The organism is Acidovorax bellezanensis, assembly GCF_025421555.1.
In the GTDB taxonomy this organism is placed as follows: Bacteria; Pseudomonadota; Gammaproteobacteria; order Burkholderiales; family Burkholderiaceae_C; genus Comamonas; species Comamonas bellezanensis.
This window is the reverse complement of record NZ_JAODYH010000017.1, coordinates 54,173-76,386: the sequence shown is the minus strand read 5'-3', so window position 1 is coordinate 76,386 and position 22,214 is coordinate 54,173. Positions and strand designations below refer to the sequence as shown.

The following is a 22,214-nucleotide window of genomic DNA, read 5'->3' as shown; positions in this document are numbered from 1 at the left end:
AAAAAGGCCATGCCATTGACCAGCGCGGGACGTTAGCGGGTAAGCAACGGATGTAACTTCTTCACCCGCAGCGCCAACACCCACACTCCGGCGAGCAGCGCCAGCATGCAGGCCACCAGCCCCGACCAGCCGGTCCGCTGCAGGAACCAGCCGCTGCCCGCGCCCAGCAGGCTGGAACCCAGGTAGTAGCCCAGCAGGTACAGCGACGACGCATGGCCCTTGGCCTGCTTCGCCAGGCGACCCACCCAGCTGCTGGCCACGGAATGGGCCATGAAAAAGCCTATGGTCAGCAGCACGATGCCGGTGATGATCCCGGCCAGCGCCGACAACAATGTCAGCACCAGGCCCAGCGCCATCAGCCCCACGCCGCCGAGCAGCACCGGCCCGCGCCCCAGGCGATCGGCCAGCGCGCCGCCCAGCGGCGACGCCACCACGCCGAACAGGTAGGCATAGAACACATGGCTGATCTGCAGCGGACTCAGCGCATAGGGCGAGCCGCCGAGCAGAAAGCCGACGTAGTTGTAGATGCTGACGAACACGCCCATCAGCCCGAAGCCGATCAGGAACAGGCACAGCAGGCCCGGCTGCGCCAGATGGCGGGCCCAGGCCTGCAGGTGGTAGGCGGCGCCCAAGCCGGCCTTGCGGGAGAAATTGCGCGACGCCGGCAGCAAGGCGTAAAAGCCCAGGGCCGCCAGCACATTGACCAGGCTCAGCGCGGCCAGCGCCACGTGCCAGTCCCAGTATTCGGTCATGACGCTCACCGCCACGCGCCCCAGCATGCCGCCCAGCGCCGAGCCGCCGACATACAGGCCCATGGCAAAGCCCAGACCCTGGGGCTCGATTTCTTCCGAAAGATAGGCCATGGCCACGGCCGGCACGCCGCCGAGCAAGAAGCCTTCGAGCGCCCGCGCCACCAGCAGCGCCTCCCAGCTGGGCGCGAACGCCGCGAACAGATTGCACAGACCGGCCAGCAGCATGGACACGAACATCAGGCCGCGCCGCCCCAAGCCTTCGGACAAGGCCCCGGCCAGCACGATGGACACCGCCAGGCAGCCCGTGCTCAGCGACAGCGACAAGGCGCTGGCCGCGGGCGTCACGCCGAAGTGGGCGACGAAGGCCGGCAGCAGCGCCTGCACGCAGTACAGCAGGGAAAAAGTCGCAAAGCCCGCGAGAAACAGCGCCAGGCTGATGCGGCGGTAGGCTGGCGAGCCGCGCACGGCCCCAGGAACTGGCGGCGCGGCGCTGGGGGAAAGGGTAGACATGGCCTGAGCAACGAAGAGGACGGACCCACCGATTGTGCAGCGCAACACCTCGGCCGGGTTCGCGTTTACCCCCATGCCGGCCGCCGCCGCTCCTCCACGACCATGGCAATGCCTCCGCGCGGCCCCAGACTCAGCGCGCGGCGGGCGTGCGCGACGGGCCCCGTGTCGAGCAAGCGCAGGCGATGGCTGTGCAGAATGGTGGCGACCACGACCTTCAACTCGTACATGGCAAAGGCCGCACCCAGGCAGCGGCGCGCCCCGCCGCCGAAAGGGATGTACTCGAACGGCGAATACTTGCGCTCCAGGAAGCGCTCGGGCCAAAAGCGCTGGGGCTCGGGGTAGAGCTCGGGTCGGGAATGCAGCAGCGCACTCGAAGCGCGCAGCACTTCGCCCGCTGGAATCGTATAGCCCAGCAGCTCGAACGGTGCGCGCACGACACGCGCCGGATCGACGACCGGCGGATAAAGGCGCAGACACTCCTTGCACACCAGGTCGAGATAAGGCAGGGCCGCCAGCGCTTCGGGCGCGGGCTCGGGCCCCAAGGCCTCGATCTCCTGCGCGACGCGCGCGAACACCGCCGGTTCGCGTCCCAGCCAATAGAAGATCCAGGTGAGCACAGTGGCCGTCGCCTCATGGCCGGCGAAGAGCAGTCCGCGCATTTGATCGAGGATTTCCGCATCCTCCATGCCCGAGCCGTCGTCGTAGCGCGCAGCCAGCATCCGGCCGAGCAGATCCGTGCCCGGCGCCCCCGACGCGCGGCGCTCGCGCATCTGCTCGCGCAGCAGGGCGCGCAAGGCGTCCACCGCGCGCTGGTTTCTGGCCCAAGGGCCATGGCCGCCCAGAACGCGACGCGCGGACGGAAACAGGAAAAGGATGACATGCAGCGACTCGATGAGTTCCAGCACCGCCGCACGGGTGCGCCTGACCCGCGCCTCGTCCTGCATGCCAAACACCACCCGGATCATGATGTCGAGGGTGATGCGCTGGGTCACGGCCAGCATGCGAAACGGCCGTCCGACCTCGACCTGCGCCATCTTTTCGTCGGCCACCGCGGCCATGGTCTCGCCATAGTTGCGCATGGCCGGCCCGCTGAACGCCGGCGCCAGGATGTTGCGGTCCTGCCGGTGGCGGTCGCCGGAAATCACCACGACCGAGGTCTCACCGAACACCGGCTCGATGAAGCCGCCGCCCCAGACATCGAAGCAGTCGGGGTGGGCCGTATAAATGGCACGCAGCGCCTGCGGGTTGCCGGTAAAGGTGACGGGGCGCGAAAAGTACGACACCCGGAACGGGTCGCCGTATCTTGCCGCCAGGCGTGCCAGCACCGGCGCCGGTGGCGTGAGCCCGGCCTGGAAGAAATTCAGCGGTCTAAGCCACCGCGGCCCCGGTGGCAGCGGGCGGGGACTCATGCCGGGCTCGTGGCTGCGGCGGGCTGCGCATCGCCGTCGATGCCGAAGCGGTCCTGCTCGGCGACGGCCAGCGACAGGCTCAGCTGCGCATCGACGGCGTCAAAGACGGTGTGGACCATGGCGATGGCGATCCGCGCCTGCTCGGCGCTCAGCGGCTCGCTCTTGAAGGGATAGCTTCGCGCGGGGTCGTCCTCGCCTTCGGCATGGGCGAGGTAATGCCGGTCGGCGAGGTAGTCGAGCCGCAGGGCCGTGTCGCGCTCGACGGTCCGCGCCAGCTCGCGGGTATTCGCAAAAAAGGCCTCGCCGCTGGCTTCCAGCGCCTCGAGCAGCCAGAAACGCAGCGCCGACGATTCGTGCGCGATCGCGAGCTTGGTGAACTTGGCGATGTTGCCGCGGTGGATGTCGGTGCCGGGATCGAGGAAGAGGAACTCGAGGGTGTCGCTGGCGCTCCAGCGCAAGGCATCGTCCATGCCCAGCGCGTCCCAGTCGTGCAGGAACAGTTCGCTGTGCGTCTCCAGCGCCTGCACCCAGCGGTTGAAAGCCAGCTCGTTGGGACTCTGCGGCGATCTGAAGCGCAGCGCATAGCGGTTCAAGTCGCGGTAGCCCATGATGTCCATCACCCACATCGGAATGAAACGCTGCAGCCGGCTCAACGCAGAAATGGGGCCGCGCGCCTGCAGCCAGGTGTAGAAAGGATGGCGCGCCGTGCGGGCCTTGCGGCCCTCCAGTACGCGCTGCACCTCCACATGGCGGCCCGTGATCGCCTGAGCGTGGGACGGCTGCGCTGCCGCTGGTGGGGGGCGCATCGGCGGCAAGGGGGAGCGCACGCGCCGCGGCACGATTCCGCGTTCCACGTAGTTGCGGGCATAGTCGTAAAAGCAGTCATGCATGCCGAAGAAGATGTCGAACATCGCGTTGGCCAACACCAAGGCTTTCTCGCGCCGCGGCGGGTCGAGTTCCTGGCGGTCGAAAACGCCTTCGGATGCAATCACATGCCCCTGCTCGCGATCGAGGTGGTAGTCGCCGAAATAGCGGTAGTCGACCTGCGTCTGTCGCCGCAGCTCGACCGCAATCGGGCTCACCGCGCTGAAGAAGGCGTTGCCGCAGGCTTCACCGGCCTCCGAATGGGCGAAGCGCAGCAAGGGATCGCCGCGGTCGACCACCGTCATCCGGGCGAAGTCGAACGCATAGGCGCGAAACGGCTCGGACTCGGGTGCCAGAAACAACCACCACAGGGCGTCGGACGCCCGCCAGCCCAGCTTTTCGTCGAGATGCAGCTTGCGCCAATCCTCCACAAACAGGCGCGAGTGCGTCTCGTCCTCGTCGGTGTTGCCGTTGATGACTTCCTGGAATGCATTGGAAACGCCTTCGAAGCGGATGAACCACAGGTTCATGTCCCGGAAGTTCATGACGAAATTCGCCATGATCGGCGCGATGTCGAGCTTGCGCCCCAGGGGAACCTGGGCGTCCCGCATCCACGCGAAGAAGGGATGGGCCGCCAGACGTTCCTTGCGGGCTGCAGCCAGCGCTAATATGCTTTTCATCGGACACGCTCCTCGTCGGTGGTGACGCATCGCGCCACAGAATCGGCGGTGGCAAGCAGCCATGCAGGGAACGCGTCCATGGCTTGCAAATGCCATCGTGAGACCCCATGTTTACAGAAGCCCTATCCGGGTCATGCCAGCCAATCCCGACGTAGTCATGTCATCAAATCCAGATGTCGCTGCGTCATCAGCGGCATGATCCAGGTCGCCGGACTTGCGCCGTGCCAAGGGGAAATCCGCTCCGTTTATTCCCGCCGCGGCCCACTGATGCGCCGCGCTCGGTAAAATCTCCGACTTCTTCGGGCCCCGTCGGCCGGCGCTGCCTCAGCGCCCAGCCCGCCAGCGCCTGTTCGCTTTCCTGCCGCCGGCTTCACCGCCAGCGGCCACGCACCCGTACAACACTGTGTCCTACGCATCTGAGACCCGGCGCCGCCGCACGTTCGCCATCATTTCCCACCCGGACGCGGGCAAGACCACGCTGACCGAAAAGTTGCTGCTTTTCTCGGGCGCGATCCAGATCGCGGGCGCCGTGAAGGGCCGCAAGGCCAGCCGCCATGCAACCTCCGACTGGATGGAAATCGAAAAGCAGCGCGGCATTTCGGTGGCCTCGTCGGTGATGCAGATGTCTTACCGCGACCACGTGGTCAACCTGCTCGACACGCCCGGCCACAAGGACTTCTCGGAAGACACCTACCGCGTGCTCACGGCCGTGGACTCGGCACTGATGGTGATCGATGCGGCCAACGGCGTCGAAGCCCAGACCCGCCGGCTGATCGAAGTCTGCCGCCAGCGCGACACGCCCATCATCACCTTCGTCAACAAGATGGACCGTGAAGTGCGCGATCCACTGGACATCATGGACGAGGTCGAGCGTGAACTGGGCATGCCTTGCTGCCCCATGACCTGGCCCGTGGGCCAGGGCAAGAGCTTCGGCGGCATCATCAACCTGCGCACCCAGACCATGACGGTGTTCGAGTCGGGCAGCGAGCGCCGCCCGCAGGACTTCGAAGCCATTCCGCTGACCGATGTGGACAATCTGCGCGGCCGTTTTGGCGACACTTTCGACACCGCCATGGAAAGCATGGAACTGGCCGTGGGTGCCTCGCCTGCCTGGGACCATGAAGCTTTCCTGGCCGGCAAGCTGACCCCCGTGTTCTTCGGCTCGGGCGTGAACAACTTCGGCGTGATGGAAGTGCTCGACGCGCTGGTCGACATGTCGCCCTCGCCAGGCCCGCGCGTCAGCACGCTGGTCGTGAACAAGCAGCCCGTGGTCAAGACCATACAACCCGAAGACACGGGTTTCTCGGGCGTGGTGTTCAAGGTCCAGGCCAATATGGACGCCAACCACCGCGACCGCATCGCCTTCGTGCGCGTGGCCTCGGGCCGCTACACCCCGGGCATGAAGCTGCGCGTGCAGCGCACCGCCAAGGACATGCGCCCGACTTCGGTGGTGACTTTCATGAGCCAGCGCCGCGAAGCCGTCGAGGAAGCCTACGCGGGCGACATCATCGGTTTCACCATCCACGGCGGCGTGCAGCTGGGCGACACCATCACCGATGGCGCGGCCCTGCAGTTCACCGGCCTGCCGTTCTTCGCGCCTGAAATGTTCATGACCGTGGTGCTCAAGAACCCGCTGCGCACCAAGCAGCTGCAGCAGGGCCTGGCCCAGCTCGGCGAGGAAGGCGCGATCCAGGTGTTCAAGCCCGATGCCGGCGGCAACATGCTGCTGGGCGCTATCGGCCAGCTGCAGTTCGAAGTCGTGCAGCACCGCCTCAAGGCCGAGTACGACGCCGACATCCGCCTCGAAGGCTGCCAGTACACCGGCGCACGCTGGATCACGGCCGACAGCCCGGCCGAACTGCGCGAGTTCGAGAACGCCTATGTGCTGCGCATGGCACACGACGCGGCCAACACCCTGGCCTACCTCTGCACTTCGCCCTACGACGTGCGCCTGGCCCAGGAACGCTTCCCCAAGATCCACTTCCACCCGCTGCGCGAGCACGCGGGTCTGTCGCTGCACAACAGCTGATCGAGATTGCCTGCCTGATGTCCAAGGAAAATTTGCTGCCCCTCGCGCAGTGGCCCCGCCCTGCCCCGGGCCAGTTGATCGGTGTGCTCACCGACATTGACGACACCCTGACCACCGACGGCGAAGTGCCCGCGCATGTGGTGGCCTCCATCGCCGCGCTGCGCGACGCCGGTCTCAAGATCGTGCCCATCACGGGCCGGCCCGTGGGCTGGAGCGTGCCTTTCGCCAGCGCCTGGCCGGTGGATTCCATCGTCGCCGAAAACGGCGCCGTGGCCCTGCGCCGCAACGCGGCCGGCGGCCTCGACAAGCTCTACCAGCAGGACGCAGCCACGCGCAGCGCCAACTTCGCGCGCATGCAGGAAGTGCTGGCGCAGATCGAGGCCAGCGTGCCCGGCGCGCGCCGTGCCACCGACTCCGCGGGTCGCGAATGCGACATCGCTGTAGACCACAGCGAATTCACCCAGCTGCCGCAGGCACAGATCGATGCATGCGTGGCCATCATGCGCGCGGCCGGCATGAACGCCACCGTCAGCTCCATCCATATCAACGGCTGGTTTGGCGCCCACAACAAGTGGGATGGCGCGCAATGGATAGTGCGCACCCTGTTCGACCGCGACCTGGCCGCGGAGCTCGACCGCTGGGTCTATATCGGCGACTCCACCAATGACCAGCTGATGTTCGAGCGCTTCGACAACAGCTTCGGCGTGGCCAATATCGCGCGCTTCGTGCCCCAGCTCGCGCACCTGCCGCGCTACGTCACGCCCAGCGAACGCGGCGAAGGTTTTGTCGAGCTCGTACAGGCCATCCTGGAGCGGCCCGCGGCCTGAAATCACTGCGCCGCCCACAGCGGCGCACGCATCTCACGATGGCCTCCGTCTCCAATCGAGAACGGAGGCCATCGTCCTTGTGGCGATGTCCGACAACACCTCTGTCAGGGACGGTTTCAGGGGGGAAACAGCACCTAAAATGCAGCAGCGTTCCTGTTCCTATGGCCCCCACACACAAGAGACAACTGTTATGCACATGATCCGCCGTTCCTTCGTTGCCACCTGCGTCGCCGCTGCTGCCGTGACCGCTGCCGGCCCTGCCCTGGCACAGTCCAAAGAAGTCAAGATTGGCTACGCACTGGCGATCAATTCGCACTACGGCGCTGCAGCCCAGGCCTGGGCGGATTCGACGGAAAAAGCCACCAACAATGCCTTCAAGTTCAAGCAGTTCCCTTCGTCGGCCCTGGGCGGCGAACGCGAGCTGATCGAAGGCCTGCAGTTGGGCACCGTGGAGGCCGTGATCGTGTCCACCGGCGCACTGAGCAACTTCGTGCCTGACGTCGGCGTGGTCGACATTCCTTTCCTGTTCCGTGACACCACCCACGCACGCGCCGTGCTCGACGGTGCTTTCGGCCAGGAACTGCTGGGCAAGTTCCAGAAGCGCGGCCTGATCGCGCTGTCCTGGGGCGAGCAAGGCTTTCGCCACCTGAGCAACAACAAGCACGCCGTGCAGAACGTGGCCGACCTCAAGGGCCTGAAGATCCGCGTGACGGAAAACCCGGTGCATATCACCGCCTTCCGCACGCTGGGTGCCTCGCCCACGCCCATGTCCTGGCCTGAAGTGATCGGTGCGCTGCAACAGGGCACGATCGACGGCCAGGAAAACCCGATTTCCGTGCTGTCCTCGGCCAAGCTGTGGCAAGTGCAAAAGCACTTGACGCTCACGGCCCACGTCTACGCGCCCGTGGCACTGATCGTCTCGCCCGGCTTCTGGGCCAGCCTGAACGATTCGCAGAAGGCCGCCTTCACGCAAGGCGCCAAGATCGGCGCCCTGGCCTCGCGCGCCTTTGTCGACTCGGTCGAGAAAAAGGGCGTGGAAGAAGCCAAGTCGCACGGCATGCAAGTCGTGGAAAAGGTCGACCAGGCCGCGTTCCGCACCGCCCTGGAGCCTGCCTACAAGCAGTACGCGACCAAGTTCGGCCAGAAGACGCTGGACGGCATCGCGAACGCTAAGTAAGCACCCCCTGAGCCGCTTCGCGTCTTCCCCCTCTCAACCTTCGGTGGAGGGGGACGGCAGCCTCGGTACGGGGCGGCCCTTCCTCGCTGCCCTGCGTTGGGGCACGCCAGTTTCCAGGGCTCCAGGTCGTGCGAGCGCCACGGAAAACTGACTCTTTTTCAGAAAGCGGCTGCGCCGGCACTTTTGGGTGCATTGAGCGGCAGCCGACCCGCATATGCTTGACCGAATCGAACGCACACTCGTAGCCACCAATCGCTGGCTGCTCATCGTGCTGCTGCTGGCCATGGCCTGCATCGTCTTTGCCAACGTGGTGCTGCGCTACACCACGGGCGACTCCATCGTCTGGGCCGAAGAAGTGGCCCGCCACATGATGATCTGGGTCACCTTCCTGGGCGCGGGCCTGGTGCTGCGCTTTGGCGGCCATGTGGCCATCGACAACCTGCACCGCGCCGTCAGCACCCGCACGGCCCGCATCCTGCGCACCATCGTCGTGCTGGGCATTGCCGGCTTCTGCGTGTTCATGACCTACTTCTCGGTGCTCTACGCCTGGGCCACGCGCTTTCAGACCACGGCCGCCACCGACATTCCCATCGCCTACATCTACCTGGCCATGCCCGTGGGCTTTCTGCTGATGCTGGTGCATCTGCTGTTTGTCGCGCGCAACTACATCGCCGGCGGCGACTATGCCGACTCCGACGAGATGAATGCGGACGCTGCGGCGTCCATCTGAAGGTTTACACCATGGGTATCACCCTTTTTATCGCCATCATCGTCCTGCTCGTGCTGGGCTTTCCCGTGGCTTTCGCGCTGGCCATTTCGGCCGCATTGGCCGTGCTCGTCGGCGGACGCTACCCGCAGCTGGTGGTGTTCAAGGAAATGTTCACCGGCATCGACAGCTTTCCGCTGATGGCCGTGCCCTTCTTCATCCTGTCGGCCGAGCTGATGTCGGGCGGCGCCCTGACCCATGTGCTGCTGCGCTTTGCGGCGCAGTTCGTCGGCCACCTGCGCGGCGGCCTGGGCTACGCCAACGTGCTGTCGCTGACGCTGTTCTCGGGCATTTCCGGTTCGGCCCTGGCCGACGCCGCGGGCCCGGGCTCGATGATGGTCAAGATGATGGACAAGGCCGGCTATGCCCGCCCCTACGCCGCGGCACTGACGGCCAGCACGGCCATCGTCGGCCCCATCATTCCGCCGTCGGTCAGCATGATCATCTACGCCATGCAGGACGAGAACGTCTCGGTCGGCGGCCTGTTCATGGCCGGCTTCATTCCCGGCATATTGATCGCCCTGGCCATGGCCGGCGTCAACTGGTGGGTCTGCAAGAAGCGCGACTACCATTCGAGCGAACCGCGCCCCAGCGCCCGCGAAATGTGGATCACCAGCTTCAAGGCCATTCCGGCGCTGATGCTGATCGTGCTGATCGTCGTCGGCATCCGTTTCGGCATCTTCACGCCCACCGAAGCCTCGGTCGTGGCGGTGTTCTACGCGCTGGTCTGCGGCAAGTGGATTTACCGCACGCTGGAATGGAAAGCCATTCCCGGCATCACGGCGCGCTCGGCCATGCTGACGGCCTCGGTGCTGCTGGTGATGGCCACTTCGGCGGCCTTCGCCTGGGTGCTGACGGTGGAAGGCATTCCGCAATACCTGTCGGAGCTGATCGTCGGCTGGCAGCTCTCGCCGACCATGTTCCTGGTCGCCGTGAACATTCTGCTGCTGGTCTTCGGCATCTTCATGGAGCCGCTGCCTGGCGTGATGATTCTGGTGCCCATCCTGGCCCCCATCGCCTTCAGCCTGGGCATCGATCCGACCCACTTCGCCATGGTGGTGATCGTCAACCTGACGCTGGGCATGATCACGCCTCCGGTCGGCGGCCTGCTGTTCGTGACCGCTGTCGCGACGCGCGTGTCCATCACCGATCTGACGCGCGAAATGCCGCTGTTCCTGCTGGCCCACCTCGTGGTGCTGATACTGCTGACCTTCATCCCCGAACTGTCGACCTGGCTGCCGCATACGCTGGGCTTCCAGTAAACCGGGATCCCACGTTCCCATGCAAAAAAGGCTGCCCACGGGCAGCCTTTTTTGCATGGGGCAGCAGGTGCTCAGCCGACGATGGCCGACACGTCCAGCACGTACATCTGGCGCTGATGCTCGTGCACCGAGTCTATGCAGACCTGGCGGCCGTCGCGGCTCCAGCGCGGGTGCAGGTCGCAGCGGTTTTCCTTGCTCAGCTCGGGCGTGGCGTAGAAGCTGCCCAGGTTGCGGCGCTCGCCGGTCTGCATGTCGAACAGGAACAGAAAGCGTTCGTGCGTCTTGTCGTCGGGATAGGTGTCGCTGAGCATCCAGCGCGTGCTCACGGGCGAGAAGGTCATGTGGCCGTTCTCGACCAGCACGCCGCGCCCGACCACCTGCACTTCGCCGCCTTCGACGTCATGGTAGAGGTGGTAGTGGATCTCGCCCGCATGCGGGCCCCAGACGATGATGTGGCTGTCGTCCTGCCACAGCGGGTGCGAGATCTGGTACTCGGACTTCTCGTAGTCGAAGGTGCCCACGGCGCTGGGGTCGAAATCGGCGGCCAGCTGCGGCAGCGGGTGGTCCGAGCATTCGAGCAGGCGCATGTCGGAACCATCGGGGTTCATGGTGATCAGGCGGTGCAGGAAGCAGGTCTCATCCTTCACGCGCTCGGTCCAGCGGTGCAGGAACAGGATGCGCGACGAGGCCGGGTTGACTTCGATGTGGCTGACCCAGTGGATGGCCTGGTCCATCGACGCCCGGGGATGGAAAGCTTTCAGACCGGCGTAGCTGACCAGCAAGGCGGCTTCGCCCGTGGCCAGGTCCATGCGCCAGATACCGTCATCCTCTGGGGCCAGCGGCAGCGCGAACGGGCCGCCGACTTCGCTGTAGCCAATCGTCTCATGCGTCACGTACAGGCGCCGGTAGTTGACCGACAGCGCCCAGGCGCTGCTGGGCGCGACCACGTAGACCGGCATGGGCAGCACGCGCCGCGCCTGCGTATCCACATCGACCACCACCGCGCCAAAGCCGGGGTAGCGGGCCGACATGTCGCCCGTGCGGTCGTTGTAGATGAGCTGGCGGCCGGCAGCGCCGTCCAGCCACTGCAGCTGGCTGCCCATCTGCCAGTTCCAGGCACCTGTCTCGCCCACGGCGTGGAAACGGTCGCCATCCTGCGTGTCGAAATAGCCGATGGTGGCCTTGGCGTCGGGCGTCAGGTACTGGTCCATCGCCGGCGTGCGCTGGCCGGCGATCAGGCGGTTGGTCTTGTCCCAGTTGGACTTGTTGTAGTAGCCGAAGAAATGGTGCTGGCTGCCATCGCCCACGCGGCGGCAGGGCACATAGGGGGCGGCGTTGGAAGATTCGGTCATACGGAAAGTGAAATGCTCAAATGAATCTGCCCGGTGGTCCGGGCAGAGGGATATCGGGGCTGCGCTCGAGACAGGCCTCAGTCGGCCGAGACCTTGCCTTCGAGGATCACGCGGTCCCAACGGACTTTTTCCTGGGCCACGAAACGCTGGGCTTCAGGCAGGCTGTTGGCCACGGCCGTCATGCCCTGGTCTTCCAGGCCCTTGCGGAACTCGGGCGTGTTGATCACCTTGCGCACATCGGCGCTGATCTTGTCGACCACGGCCTGCGGCACCTTGGAGGACACGGCCACGGTGGTCCACGACGTGGCTTCGAAGCCCTGGATGCCGGCTTCGGTGGCCGTGGGCACGTCGGGCAGCGCGGCCAAGCGCTGCTTGCCGGTCACGGCCAGCGCTTTCATCTTGCCGGCGCGGATGTGGCCCAGCACCGTGGGCGGGTTCTCGAACATCAGCTGGATCTGGTTGCCCAGCAGGTCGTTGAGCGCGGCCGAACTACCGCGGTAGGGCACATGGACGATGGGCGCACCCGACTGCAGCTTGTACAGCTCGCCCATCATGTGCACCGACGAGCCCACGCCGGCCGAGCCGAAGTTGACGGTGCCCGGCGCCTTCTTGGCCAGCGCCGTGAGCTGCTGCAGATCCTTGACCGGCAGTCCGGGCGAAGCCACCACCACGTGGGGCATTTCCGCCAGCACCGTCACCACGCGCAGGTCGGTGGCAGGGTTGTACGACAGCTTCTTGTAGATGCCATAGGCCGCATGCAGGCCGATGGAGCCGACCATCAGCGTATAGCCATCGGCGGGCTGGTCGACCACGTAGCGGCCGCCCAGGTGGCCGCCAGCGCCCGGCTTGTTCTCGACCACCACGGTCTGATCCCAGAGGCGGCTGAGCTTGTCGGCCAGCATGCGGGCCTGGACGTCCGAGCTGCCTCCGGCCGTGAACGGAACAATGATGCGCACCTGGCGAGAGGGGTTGGGGAAGGCCGCGTTGTCTGCCCAGGCGCCGGTAGTGCAGGCCATGAGGGTGGCTGCCAAGGCCGTCAGCCCAAAACTCCGGCGCGCAAATTGTTGGTTCATGTGGATGCCTTCTGGAAAAGAGTGTCGCGGCACGACCGCGGCGTTGTCTGTGTATGAATCCAGTGTAGGGAGCGCAGACCACGCTGCAAAATGCATTTTTCCGCATCACCTATACAGGATTGGTATACCCTCGCCACCATGCCCCGCCCTCTGAGTTTTCGCGAAATTGAAGCCTTCCGTGCCGTGATGCAGGCCGGAACGACCACGGCCGCGGCCCAACTGCTGCACACCACCCAGCCGTCGGTCAGCCGCCTGCTGACCCAGATGCAGGCCGGCGCCGGTCTCAAGCTGTTCGACATGCACAAGGGCCGGCTGCGCCCCACGCCCGAAGCGCTGGAACTGTACGCCACCGTGCAACAGCATTTCGTCGGCCTGGAGCGCATAGAGCGCGACCTGCAAGGGTTGCGCCAGTCGGGCGCGGGCACGCTGCGCATAGGCTGCACGCCGGCGCTGGGCCTGTCCGTGCTGCCGTCCGTGGTGCATGCCTTCGTGCAGCAGCACCCGAGCACGCCGATCAGCCTGCAGACCCTGGGCACGGCCCATCTGCGCGAAGGCCTGCAGCTGGGCCAGTTCGATCTCGTGGTCAGCACCCTGGCCATAGACTCGCCCGACCTCAGCGCCACCGTGCTGCACCGCAGCCATGCGGTCTGCGTGATGCACCCCGACCACCCGCTGGCCCAGCGCCAGACGCTGCATGTCAGCGACCTGCAAGACCAGTTGCTGCTCACGCTCAACGCCGACGACAACATCTTTCTGCAGCTGCAGCAGACCATGCAGAAACATGGCGTGCAGGCACGCTCGACCATAGAGACCACCTACTCGTCGACCATTTGCAGCCTCGCGGCCGAAGGCACGGGCATAGGCGTGGTCAACCCCTATGTGGCGAACAAGTTCGCGTCGGAGCTGGCCATACGGCCGCTGCTGCCGCAGTGCGCGGTCGAGATCGCGCTGGCCCTGCCCCTGCACCGCGCGCCTTCGGGCCGGGCCGATGTCTTCGTGCAGCTGCTGCGCCAGCAGCTGCAGACCGGCCAGCGTCCTGGCTAAGCCCCTGTTCAGTCACTTGGCGAAGGCGAAGTTCCGTTGAATGCGCCGCCCAGCGGCTTGCCGGCACAGCTGCTCAGACGCTGCGGCAGCGTGCCGTCGAGAAAATAGTCGGCGACCTGGCGATCGACGCATTGCGTGCCGTACGGAAACACGCCGTGCTCGTACTCATCCTCGACCACGATCATGCGCGCCTGGGGCAAGGCCGCCAGCGTTGCCATCGCGCCCTCGACGGGGGTTTGTCCGTCGTAACGGCTTTGCAGCATCAGCAAGGGTGCATTCTCGGTCGTTGTCGCAGCGGGAAACGGCCGTGTCGGCAGGGTCCAATGGGCGCAGAAATTGCCTGCCGCGAATCCGCCAGCGGTCGGATAACGCAGCACAGCCTCGTGGCTCTTATCCAGCCAGTACTGCGCATCGCCCACTTTGGCGGACTCGTTGCAGCGCACGCTCATCAGCACGTTGAAGGTCGGTAGGATTCTTATCCTGCCGTCCGCATCCTGCACAGCCATGGTGTCTGGCCCGTCGTCGTCGTCGTCGTCGTCTCCAGTCAGCTTGTCGACCAAGGCAAGCGCGAATTTTTTCACGTCTGCATTGATCCTCGGCACCGGCGAAAAAGCATCGTGGCTTTCGATCAGGATTCTCATCGCTTCCTCGTCCGCATCTGGATGTGCCTGCATCAACGCATGCAGCCCGACCGCCGCGCTCATCCAAAGGATGCTGTCCTGAATCTTGGAAGACTTCGCGAACTCAATGTTGTCGAACAACACCTCCTGCAGCTCCGGCGACAGTGCCAGCAGCGCATTGCGCAGCGTCGCGGCATCGCCGAGCCCGAGCTTGTCGTCGTGGCGAGCGGCATACGGCAGCATGACCTGGTCCAGGATCCGCTGCGGGCCCAAACCCTTGTCGGACACCCATGCGAGGGAGTCGGCAATATTGTCCACACCGTCGAGCAGCATGCGCCCGACGCGATCGGGAAACAGGCGCGCATACCAGGCGCCTAGCCAGGAGCCGTAGGAGTAGCCGATGTAATTGAGCTTGGACTCGCCGAGCACGGCGCGCAGCAGATCCATGTCGCGCGCCGTGGCATCGGTATGGATGTGCTGCGTCAGCGGATTGCTCAGGCAGGCCTCGGCCTGCAAGCGCGCGTTGTGCTGGACGGCTTGCAGATTCTCGGCGCTGCGGTTGAAGGTGTAGCTCCCGAACTCTGCGAACGTACCCGCCGCATCGCAGTTCAGTGGGTTGCTCGCGCCAGTCCCTCTGGGTGAAAAGCCGATCAGATCGTAACGGCCCGCCATCGCCTGCAGCCGCGCGTCATCCGACGCCATGAGTTGGAAACCCGTGTAGACGGCGGTCATCAGGCCGTTCACTCCCGGACCGCCGGGATTGAACACGATCGCTCCCAGACGCTGCGTCGGTTGCGCCACCGCCACGCGCAACACCTCTATCTTCAACTCGGCGCCAGCGGAGTTGTCGTAGTCCATCGGCACACGCATCCGTGTGCATTGCGCATGCTTGCCGTACAGCGCCAGCGCCTGATTGACGTCCTCGCCCAGCATCTCAGGATCACACGCCTGCCAATCAAGCTTCTGCTCGGCAAAGGTTGCCAGCGGGGCATCCTGAGTCTGCGTCGCGACGCCATTGCCATCACCGCCGCAGGCGGCCATCAGGCCGGCGATCAGCGCTGCAGCAGCACATCGGCCCCATCGTTGAAACAAAAACGCTCTCATGGTGATTCCTTGGGCAGCAATTGCTGCGTCTACCTCTATGAACTGTGAAAAATCGATGCAGCGTGTTCAAGCTCACGCAGGCAGACGCAAGCGACCGGGACCGCTGTCTCGCTGGAACATCAGAAGCGGTGTCTGAGCGACCCGCTGGCAAACCCGGACCGTTGAACGGGTCGCCACTGCCGACAAAAATGCTGTCGCGCGCATGTCCTCCGCCGCAACACATGCCTGGGGCGGCGGCATAGGTCGGGCGCCAACATCCATGCATGCTTGCAAAGCCATCTGGATGCCAGTGAGTCACCTTACGGAAACAAAGGTTCCAGCCGAACTGGCGCGGAGGGGGTCGCTGATACCAAGACCCCGTCTCAAGCCGCTGTTGCGCACGCTCCTGCAGAACTACGGCTGACTCTTTTCCACCTGCAGGTCCGCGTCACAGCCCACACCCGCCGCAATCCAGCGCCGCGCCAGAAGCAGCCGCAAGCGGCCGCGCCAGCGCTGCCAACGGCCAGGCGCAGCGGCAAGCGCCTTGGCGTCTTCGAGCACGCCGCAGCGGTAATGCCCGCCCTCATCGTCCCAGCGCAGCGCGCTGCAAGCGCCCGTGCGGCGGCGCGAGACCAGCATGCCCATGGGGCAAGGCTCGGCCAGGCAGCACAGGCCGCAGCCATTGCAGGGCGCGCCCAGCAATGGCTTGGCCGGCGCCTGCTCATGCCACAGCACGGCGTATTCGCGCATCAGGTTCGCGCCAGCACCGAGGCCAAAGCCTGGCCCGTGTGCGTGCCCGCCGCCACCAGCGCTTCCGGCGTGCCCGCGGCAACAATGCGCCCGCCGCCGTTGCCGCCTTCGGGCCCCAGGTCTATGACCCAGTCGGCTTCGGCGATCACATCCAGGTCATGCTCGATCACCACGACCGAATGCCCGCCATCGACCAGGCGGTGCAGCACCTGGATCAGCTTTTCCACGTCGGCCATGTGCAGGCCCACCGTGGGCTCGTCGAGCACGTACAGCGTATGCGGCGCCTTGTTGCCGCGGCGCGCGATGTCGTCGCGCACCTTGGTCAGCTCGGTCACCAGCTTGATGCGCTGGGCTTCGCCGCCGCTGAGCGTGGGCGAAGGCTGGCCCAGGGTCAGATAACCCAGACCCACGTCCTCGAGCAGCTGCAGCGGGTGGGCAATCGCCGGCATGCTGGCGAAGAAACCGACGGCTTCGTCGACTTCCATCTGCAGCACGTCGCCAATGCTCTTGCCGCGCCAGGTGACGGCCAGCGTTTCGGGATTGAAGCGCGCGCCGTGGCAGGTGTCGCAAGGTACTTTGACGTCGGGCAGGAAGCTCATCTCTATGGTGCGCAGGCCCTGGCCTTCGCAGGCCGGGCAGCGGCCTTCGCCGGTGTTGAACGAGAAGCGCCCCGGGCCGTAGCCCCGCGCGCGCGCTTCGAGCGTGTCGGCAAACAGTTTGCGAATGGTGTCCCAGAAACCGATATAGGTCGCGGGGCAGGAGCGCGGCGTCTTGCCTATGGGCGTCTGATCGACTTCCAGCACCCGGTCTATGCCTTCAAAGCCGCGCAGGCCCGCGCAGCCGACCAGTGCCGGGGCCTGGCCCGCGTCCATGGCTTCGCGCCCCGCATGGGTGCTGCGCTGGCTGACCCAGGCCGCGACATTGGTCCACAGCACATCGCGCGCCAGCGTGGATTTGCCCGAGCCGCTGACTCCGGTCACGGCGACCAGGCGCTTGAGCGGCAGGTGGGCATCGACGCGCTGCAGGTTGTGCAGGTCGGCGCCCAGTACGCTGAGCCAGTGCTGCGGCCCGCTGCCCCGCGGCGCGGGCTGGGCCAGCGCCGCGTTGGCGGTCGCGCTGTCGGCCTGCAAGGCGGCCGTCGCATCGGCGGCGATCTGCTTTTTCGTGCGCTTCTTGGGCGCTTCGACGGCTTCGGGCTCGGCGGCTTGTGCCACCGGCGGCCAGACCACGGGACGGCGCGGCTGGAAGGGGTGGCGCATGGCGTGCAGCAGGTAGCGACCGGTGACCGATTCGCCGGCCTGCATCACGTCCTCGGGACTGCCCTGGGCCACCAGGCGGCCGCCGCGCTTGCCGGCGCTGGGGCCGATATCGATCACATGGTCGGCGCGGCGAATCGTGTCTTCATCGTGCTCGACCACCACCAGGGTATTGCCCTTGTCGCCCAGCTTGTGCAGGGCGTTGAGCAGGATGTGGTTGTCGCGCGCATGCAGGCCTATGGTCGGCTCGTCGAGCACATAGCACACGCCTTGCAGATTGCTGCCCAGTTGCGCCGCCAAGCGGATGCGCTGGGCCTCGCCGCCGCTGAGCGTGGGCGCGCCGCGGTCCAGCGTCAGATAGCCCAGGCCGACTTCTTCGAGGAACTCCAGACGGCCCTGGATTTCGGGCAGCAGGTCGCGCGCGATGTCGGTTTCGCGTCCGCTCAACACCAGCGCCTGCGCCCAGGCGCGCACGTCGCTGACCGCCAGGTGGGCGATGTCGGTAATGCCCACGCCATGAAAGCGCACGGCCCGGGCCGTGGCATTGAGCCGGCTGCCGGCGCAGGTCGGGCAGGCCACTTCGGCCAGATCCTCGACTTCCTGGCCTTCGAATTTCACTTCGCGGCCACGGTTGTCTTCGGCCATCAAGGTGTCGTCATAGACCTTGCGCTGGTCCTTGCTGAGTTGCACGCCCGTGCCCACGCAGTCGGGGCACCAGCCGTGCTTGCTGTTGTACGAGAACAGACGCGGATCGAGTTCGGCGTAGCTGGTCGCGCAGACCGGGCAGGCGCGCTGGGTGGAAAACACCTGCAGCTGCCCCAGGCCGGCCGTGCTTTGGCCGCCCGCCATGGCCGCGGCCAGATCGCCAATGCCGCTGAGCACGTGCAGCACGCCCTTGCCCAGCTCCAGCGTCTGGGTCAGGTGGGCGCGCAGCTCGGCTTCGTTGCGCGGCGTGACTTCAATGCTGGCCACGGGCAGGTCGATGCTGTGTTCCTTGAAGCGGTCCAGGCGCGGGAAGCCCGTGGTCGGCAGGAACTCGCCGTCCACGCGCAAATGGGTGTAGCCGCGCGGCCGGGCCCAGTCGGCGAGTTCGGTATAGACGCCCTTGCGGTTGACCACCAGCGGCGCCAGCAGGCCGATGTGCTGGCCGCGGAACTGCGTCATCAACTGGGCGGCAATGCTTTCCGGCGTCTGCGGCTGCACGGCCGCGCCGTCGTGGATGCAGTGCTGGGTGCCCAGCTTCACGTACAGCAGGCGCAGGAAATGCCAGACTTCGGTGGTCGTGCCCACCGTGGATTTGCGCCCGCCACGCGACAGCCGCTGCTCGATGGCCACCGTCGGCGGAATGCCGTAGACCGCGTCGACTTCGGGCCGCCCCGCGGGCTGGACGATGGAGCGCGCATAGGCGTTGAGCGATTCCAGGTAGCGGCGCTGGCCTTCGTTGAACAGGATGTCGAAGGCCAGCGTGGACTTGCCCGAGCCGCTGACGCCGGTCACCACATTGAACTTGCCGCGCGGAATGTCCACCGACAGCTGCTGCAGGTTGTGCTCGCGCGCATTGACGATCTGGATCACGTTCTTCGCCGCCAGCGCAGGCACGGCCCGGGCCCGGCTGGGGTAGAGCATGGGCGCGACTTCGGTCACCAGTTGGCCGCCCACGCCCATGGCCAGGTCGTACTCGCGCAAGGCCTGGGCGGTGTGCGAAGTCGGGTGCTGGCGCACGTCTTCGGGCGTGCCCTGGGCGACGATATGGCCGCCGCCTTCACCGCCTTCGGGGCCCAGGTCGATCAGCCAGTCGCTGGCGCGGATCACGTCCAGGTTGTGTTCGATGACGATCAGCGAATTGCCGGCTTCGAGCAGCTTGCGCAGCGCGCGCATCAGCTTGGCGATGTCATCGAAATGCAGGCCCGTGGTGGGCTCGTCGAACAGGAACAAGGTGCCCTTGCGCGCGATGGCCTGGCGCGACTTGGACGCGGTCTTGGCGGCCTCGGCCAGAAAGCCCGCGAGCTTGAGGCGCTGGGATTCGCCGCCGCTGAGCGTGGGCACGGGCTGGCCCAGCTTGACGTATTCCAGCCCCACTTCGACGATGGGCTGCAGCGCGCGCAGCACGTCACGGTCCTGGGCGAACAGCGCCACCGCTTCGCTCACCGTCAGCTCCAGCACATCGGCCACGCTCAATTTGCGCGGCTGCAGCTCGCCCTGGGCGTGGCGCTCGATGTGCACTTCAAGAATTTCCGGACGGTAGCGCAGGCCGTTGCAGTCGGGGCAGCGCAGGTAGACGTCGGACAGAAACTGCATTTCCACATGCTCGAAGCCCGAGCCGCCGCAGGTCGGGCAACGGCCGTCGCCGCTGTTGAAACTGAATTTGGAGGCCGTATAGCCGCGCTGGCGCGACAACGGCACCACGGCGAACAGCTCGCGAATGCTGTCCCAGGCGCCGACATAGCTGACCGGGCTGGAGCGCGCCGTCTTGCCGATCGGTGACTGGTCGACAAACACCACGTCGCTCAGCTGGTCCGCGCCCGTCAGGCGGTCGAAGGCGCCCGCGGCGTCCGTGGGCTTGCCGAAGTGGCGCAACAGCGCCGGCGCCAGCACGTCCTGGATCAGCGTGGACTTGCCCGAGCCGCTGACGCCGGTGACGGTGACCAGGCGCTGCAGCGGAAATTCGAGGTCCAGGTGCTGCAGGTTGTGCTCGCGCGCGCCTTCGAGCACCAGCCGCGGCGTGGTTTCCGTGACCATGCGCTTGAGGCCGAAACCGACCTGCTTGCGTCCGCCCAGATAGGCGCCGGTCAGCGTATCGGCATGGCGCAGTTCTTCGGACGTGCCGTCGAACACGATCTGCCCGCCGCGCGCGCCCGGGCCCGGGCCCATGTCGATCACGCGGTCGGCGGCGAACATCACGGCCGGATCATGCTCGACCACGACCAGCGTATTGCCCGCGTCGCGCAAGCGCTGCATGGCTTCGGTGATGCGCTGCATGTCGCGCGGGTGCAGGCCAATGCTGGGCTCGTCGAGCACGAACAGCGTATTGACCAGCGAAGTGCCCAGCGCCGTCGTCAGGTTGATGCGCTGCACTTCACCGCCGCTGAGCGTGCGGCTTTGCCGGTCCAGCGTCAGGTAGCCAATGCCCACGTCGGCCAGGTATTTGAGCCGGGTGTGGATTTCGGCGTGCAGCATTTTCAGCGCCTGGGCTTCGCCGTCAGAGGCCCGGGTCTGGGCCGGCGGCGCCAGCGACGCAAAAAACTGCTGCAACCGGTTGATGGACAGCTGCATCAAATCGTGCAGGCACAGGCCCGGCAGGGCTTCGAGCTGCTCGCGGCGCCAATCCACGCCTGCGGGCATGAAGCGCTTGCCAGGCGGCAGCACGGCGTCGGCGGCCGGCTTGCTGCCCAGGCGCCACAACAGGCTTTCGGTCTTGAGCCGCGCGCCCCCGCAGGTCGGGCATTCGGTATAGCTGCGGTACTTGGACAAGAGCACGCGGATGTGCATCTTGTAAGCCTTGCTTTCCAGGTACTCGAAGAAGCGCTTGATGCCGTACCAGGTCTGGTTCCATTTGCCGTTCCAGTTCGGCGAGCCGTCGAGCACCCAGGCCTTTTGCTCGGCCGTCATCTTGGCCCAGGCCGTGTCGCGCGGAATGCCTTCGGCCTCGGCGTGGCGCAGCAGATCGTCCTGGATTTCCTTCCACGCCGGCGTCTGTATGGCCTTGACCGCGCCGGTGCGCAGCGTGAGCTTGTCGTTGGGAATCACCAGCCCCCAGTCGACGCCGATCACGCGCCCGAAACCGCGGCAGGCATCGCAGGCGCCCACGGCGGAATTGAAGGAGAACAGCGACGGCATGGGCGTGGTGTAGCCCAGGCCGCTTTCGGGGCAGTGCAGGCCCAGCGCAAAGCGCCACAGCACGGGCTCGCCCTCTTCGGGCAGGCAGTAGACGGTCATGTGGCCGCTGCCGCGCTTGAGCGCCACTTCAACGGCTTCCATGGCCCGCGCGCGCTCGGTGCGGCCCAGGCGGAAACGGTCGGCGATCACGTCCAGCATCTTGACGCGCGTGGGTGCGGCGGCGGCTTTCTTGGATTTTCCCTTGGTGCCTTCCGGCGCAGCTGCCGGGGCGAGCTCGACCTCGCGCTCGGCCTGGACCTTGGTGAAGCCGCTGGCCGACAGCCACTGCTCCACCTCCTCGGCCGACGTATTCGCCGGCAACTCCACGGCAAACGTGATGGCCAGGCGCGGATCGCCGGCGGCGGCGCTGCGGCGCGCAAGCTCGGCATAAATCGATTCGGCCGTGTCGTGCTGCACGGGCAGTGCCGTGACGCGGTCATGCAGATGCGCGGCGCGCGCGAACAACAGCTTGAGGTGGTCGTTGAGCTCGGTCATCGTACCCACCGTGGAGCGCGAATTGCGCACCGGGTTGGTCTGGTCGATGGCAATCGCCGGCGGCACGCCTTCGACCTTGTCCACGGCCGGCTTGTCCATGCGGTCCAGGAACTGGCGTGCGTAAGCACTGAACGTCTCGACGTAGCGGCGCTGGCCTTCGGCATACAAGGTGTCGAACACCAGGCTGGACTTGCCTGAACCGCTGGGGCCGGTCACCACCGTCAACTCGCCGGTGCGGATATCGAGATCAACGTTCTGGAGATTGTGCTGGCGCGCGCCGCGGATGCGGATCAGTCCCTGGGACATACAGGCAGTCTTTCTGAATGGAGGCGGACCATTCTAGAACCTCGCTGCAATCGCCGTAGCCCCCCGCTGTCCATTCACGGGGC

14 protein-coding genes are annotated in these 22,214 nt (G+C 66.0%); 6 read left to right on the top strand and 8 right to left on the bottom strand.

Features of this window, described 5'->3' with window-relative positions; genetic code table 11:
- Positions 1-32 precede the first annotated feature (32 nt).
- The 3 genes from N0K08_RS21340 to N0K08_RS21330 form a co-directional block, all read right to left on the bottom strand.
- Positions 33-1,262, bottom strand: a complete 1,230-nt coding sequence (locus N0K08_RS21340; RefSeq protein WP_261502435.1) for an MFS transporter — start codon at positions 1,260-1,262, stop codon at positions 33-35.
- A gap of 65 nt (positions 1,263-1,327) precedes the next feature.
- Complete coding sequence (locus N0K08_RS21335) at positions 1,328-2,671, bottom strand: cytochrome P450 (protein WP_261502433.1); 1,344 nt, start codon at positions 2,669-2,671, stop codon at positions 1,328-1,330.
- Positions 2,668-4,215 (bottom strand): hypothetical protein, encoded by a 1,548-nt coding sequence (locus N0K08_RS21330; RefSeq protein WP_261502432.1) that lies wholly within the window; start codon positions 4,213-4,215, stop codon positions 2,668-2,670. The genes N0K08_RS21335 and N0K08_RS21330 overlap by 4 nt, the downstream gene beginning before the upstream one ends.
- Before the next feature lie 403 nt (positions 4,216-4,618).
- Between N0K08_RS21330 and N0K08_RS21325 the strand changes: the two genes are divergently transcribed.
- The 5 genes from N0K08_RS21325 (at position 4,619) to N0K08_RS21305 (ending at position 10,276) form a co-directional block, all read left to right on the top strand.
- Positions 4,619-6,244, top strand: a complete 1,626-nt coding sequence (locus N0K08_RS21325) for a peptide chain release factor 3 (protein WP_261502431.1) — start codon at positions 4,619-4,621, stop codon at positions 6,242-6,244.
- Positions 6,245-6,261: 17 nt separating this feature from the next.
- Entirely contained in the window at positions 6,262-7,071 is an 810-nt protein-coding gene (locus N0K08_RS21320) for an HAD-IIB family hydrolase (protein ID WP_261502430.1), read from the top strand.
- Between the two features lie 190 nt (positions 7,072-7,261).
- Entirely contained in the window at positions 7,262-8,248 is a 987-nt protein-coding gene (locus tag N0K08_RS21315) for a TRAP transporter substrate-binding protein (RefSeq protein WP_261502429.1), read from the top strand.
- Between the two features lie 214 nt (positions 8,249-8,462).
- Positions 8,463-8,978 (top strand): TRAP transporter small permease, encoded by a 516-nt coding sequence (locus N0K08_RS21310; protein ID WP_261502427.1) that lies wholly within the window; start codon positions 8,463-8,465, stop codon positions 8,976-8,978.
- An 11-nt stretch (positions 8,979-8,989) separates the two neighbouring features.
- Positions 8,990-10,276 (top strand): TRAP transporter large permease, encoded by a 1,287-nt coding sequence (locus tag N0K08_RS21305; RefSeq protein WP_261502426.1) that lies wholly within the window; start codon positions 8,990-8,992, stop codon positions 10,274-10,276.
- A gap of 71 nt (positions 10,277-10,347) precedes the next feature.
- Here N0K08_RS21305 and N0K08_RS21300 read toward each other — a convergent pair whose 3' ends face one another.
- Positions 10,348-11,628, bottom strand: a complete 1,281-nt coding sequence (locus N0K08_RS21300) for a TolB-like translocation protein (protein ID WP_261502425.1) — start codon at positions 11,626-11,628, stop codon at positions 10,348-10,350.
- 77 nt (positions 11,629-11,705) lie between these two features.
- Complete coding sequence (locus tag N0K08_RS21295) at positions 11,706-12,701, bottom strand: Bug family tripartite tricarboxylate transporter substrate binding protein (protein WP_408642993.1); 996 nt, start codon at positions 12,699-12,701, stop codon at positions 11,706-11,708.
- Positions 12,702-12,839: 138 nt separating this feature from the next.
- Between N0K08_RS21295 and N0K08_RS21290 the strand changes: the two genes are divergently transcribed.
- A complete protein-coding gene (locus N0K08_RS21290; protein WP_261502424.1) occupies positions 12,840-13,745 on the top strand; it encodes a LysR substrate-binding domain-containing protein in 906 nt (301 codons plus the stop codon).
- Positions 13,746-13,753: 8 nt separating this feature from the next.
- Here the strand turns inward: N0K08_RS21290 and N0K08_RS21285 are convergent, their stop codons facing one another.
- The 3 genes from N0K08_RS21285 to uvrA all read right to left on the bottom strand — a co-directional run bounded on the left by N0K08_RS21285 (position 13,754) and on the right by uvrA (position 22,131).
- Positions 13,754-15,469: an alpha/beta hydrolase gene (locus tag N0K08_RS21285; RefSeq protein ID WP_261502423.1), complete on the bottom strand. Its 1,716-nt coding sequence runs from the start codon at positions 15,467-15,469 to the stop codon at positions 13,754-13,756.
- 393 nt (positions 15,470-15,862) lie between these two features.
- Positions 15,863-16,198: a hypothetical protein gene (locus tag N0K08_RS21280; RefSeq protein WP_261502422.1), complete on the bottom strand. Its 336-nt coding sequence runs from the start codon at positions 16,196-16,198 to the stop codon at positions 15,863-15,865.
- Entirely contained in the window at positions 16,198-22,131 is a 5,934-nt protein-coding gene (uvrA, locus tag N0K08_RS21275) for an excinuclease ABC subunit UvrA (RefSeq protein ID WP_261502421.1), read from the bottom strand. Before uvrA ends, N0K08_RS21280 begins: the two co-directional genes overlap by 1 nt.
- Positions 22,132-22,214 lie beyond the last annotated feature (83 nt).

Coding starts and splice junctions, on each gene's coding strand:
- N0K08_RS21300 (WP_261502425.1), bottom strand. CDS start 11,628: ATGACCGAATCTTCCAACGCCGCCCCCTATGTGCCCTGCCGCCGCGTG.
- N0K08_RS21280 (WP_261502422.1), bottom strand. CDS start 16,198: ATGCGCGAATACGCCGTGCTGTGGCATGAGCAGGCGCCGGCCAAGCCA.
- N0K08_RS21290 (WP_261502424.1), top strand. CDS start 12,840: ATGCCCCGCCCTCTGAGTTTTCGCGAAATTGAAGCCTTCCGTGCCGTG.
- N0K08_RS21315 (WP_261502429.1), top strand. CDS start 7,262: ATGCACATGATCCGCCGTTCCTTCGTTGCCACCTGCGTCGCCGCTGCT.
- N0K08_RS21310 (WP_261502427.1), top strand. CDS start 8,463: ATGCTTGACCGAATCGAACGCACACTCGTAGCCACCAATCGCTGGCTG.
- uvrA (WP_261502421.1), bottom strand. CDS start 22,131: ATGTCCCAGGGACTGATCCGCATCCGCGGCGCGCGCCAGCACAATCTC.
- N0K08_RS21330 (WP_261502432.1), bottom strand. CDS start 4,215: ATGAAAAGCATATTAGCGCTGGCTGCAGCCCGCAAGGAACGTCTGGCG.
- N0K08_RS21320 (WP_261502430.1), top strand. CDS start 6,262: ATGTCCAAGGAAAATTTGCTGCCCCTCGCGCAGTGGCCCCGCCCTGCC.
- N0K08_RS21305 (WP_261502426.1), top strand. CDS start 8,990: ATGGGTATCACCCTTTTTATCGCCATCATCGTCCTGCTCGTGCTGGGC.
- N0K08_RS21335 (WP_261502433.1), bottom strand. CDS start 2,671: ATGAGTCCCCGCCCGCTGCCACCGGGGCCGCGGTGGCTTAGACCGCTG.
- N0K08_RS21295 (WP_408642993.1), bottom strand. CDS start 12,701: ATGAACCAACAATTTGCGCGCCGGAGTTTTGGGCTGACGGCCTTGGCA.
- N0K08_RS21340 (WP_261502435.1), bottom strand. CDS start 1,262: ATGTCTACCCTTTCCCCCAGCGCCGCGCCGCCAGTTCCTGGGGCCGTG.
- N0K08_RS21285 (WP_261502423.1), bottom strand. CDS start 15,469: ATGAGAGCGTTTTTGTTTCAACGATGGGGCCGATGTGCTGCTGCAGCG.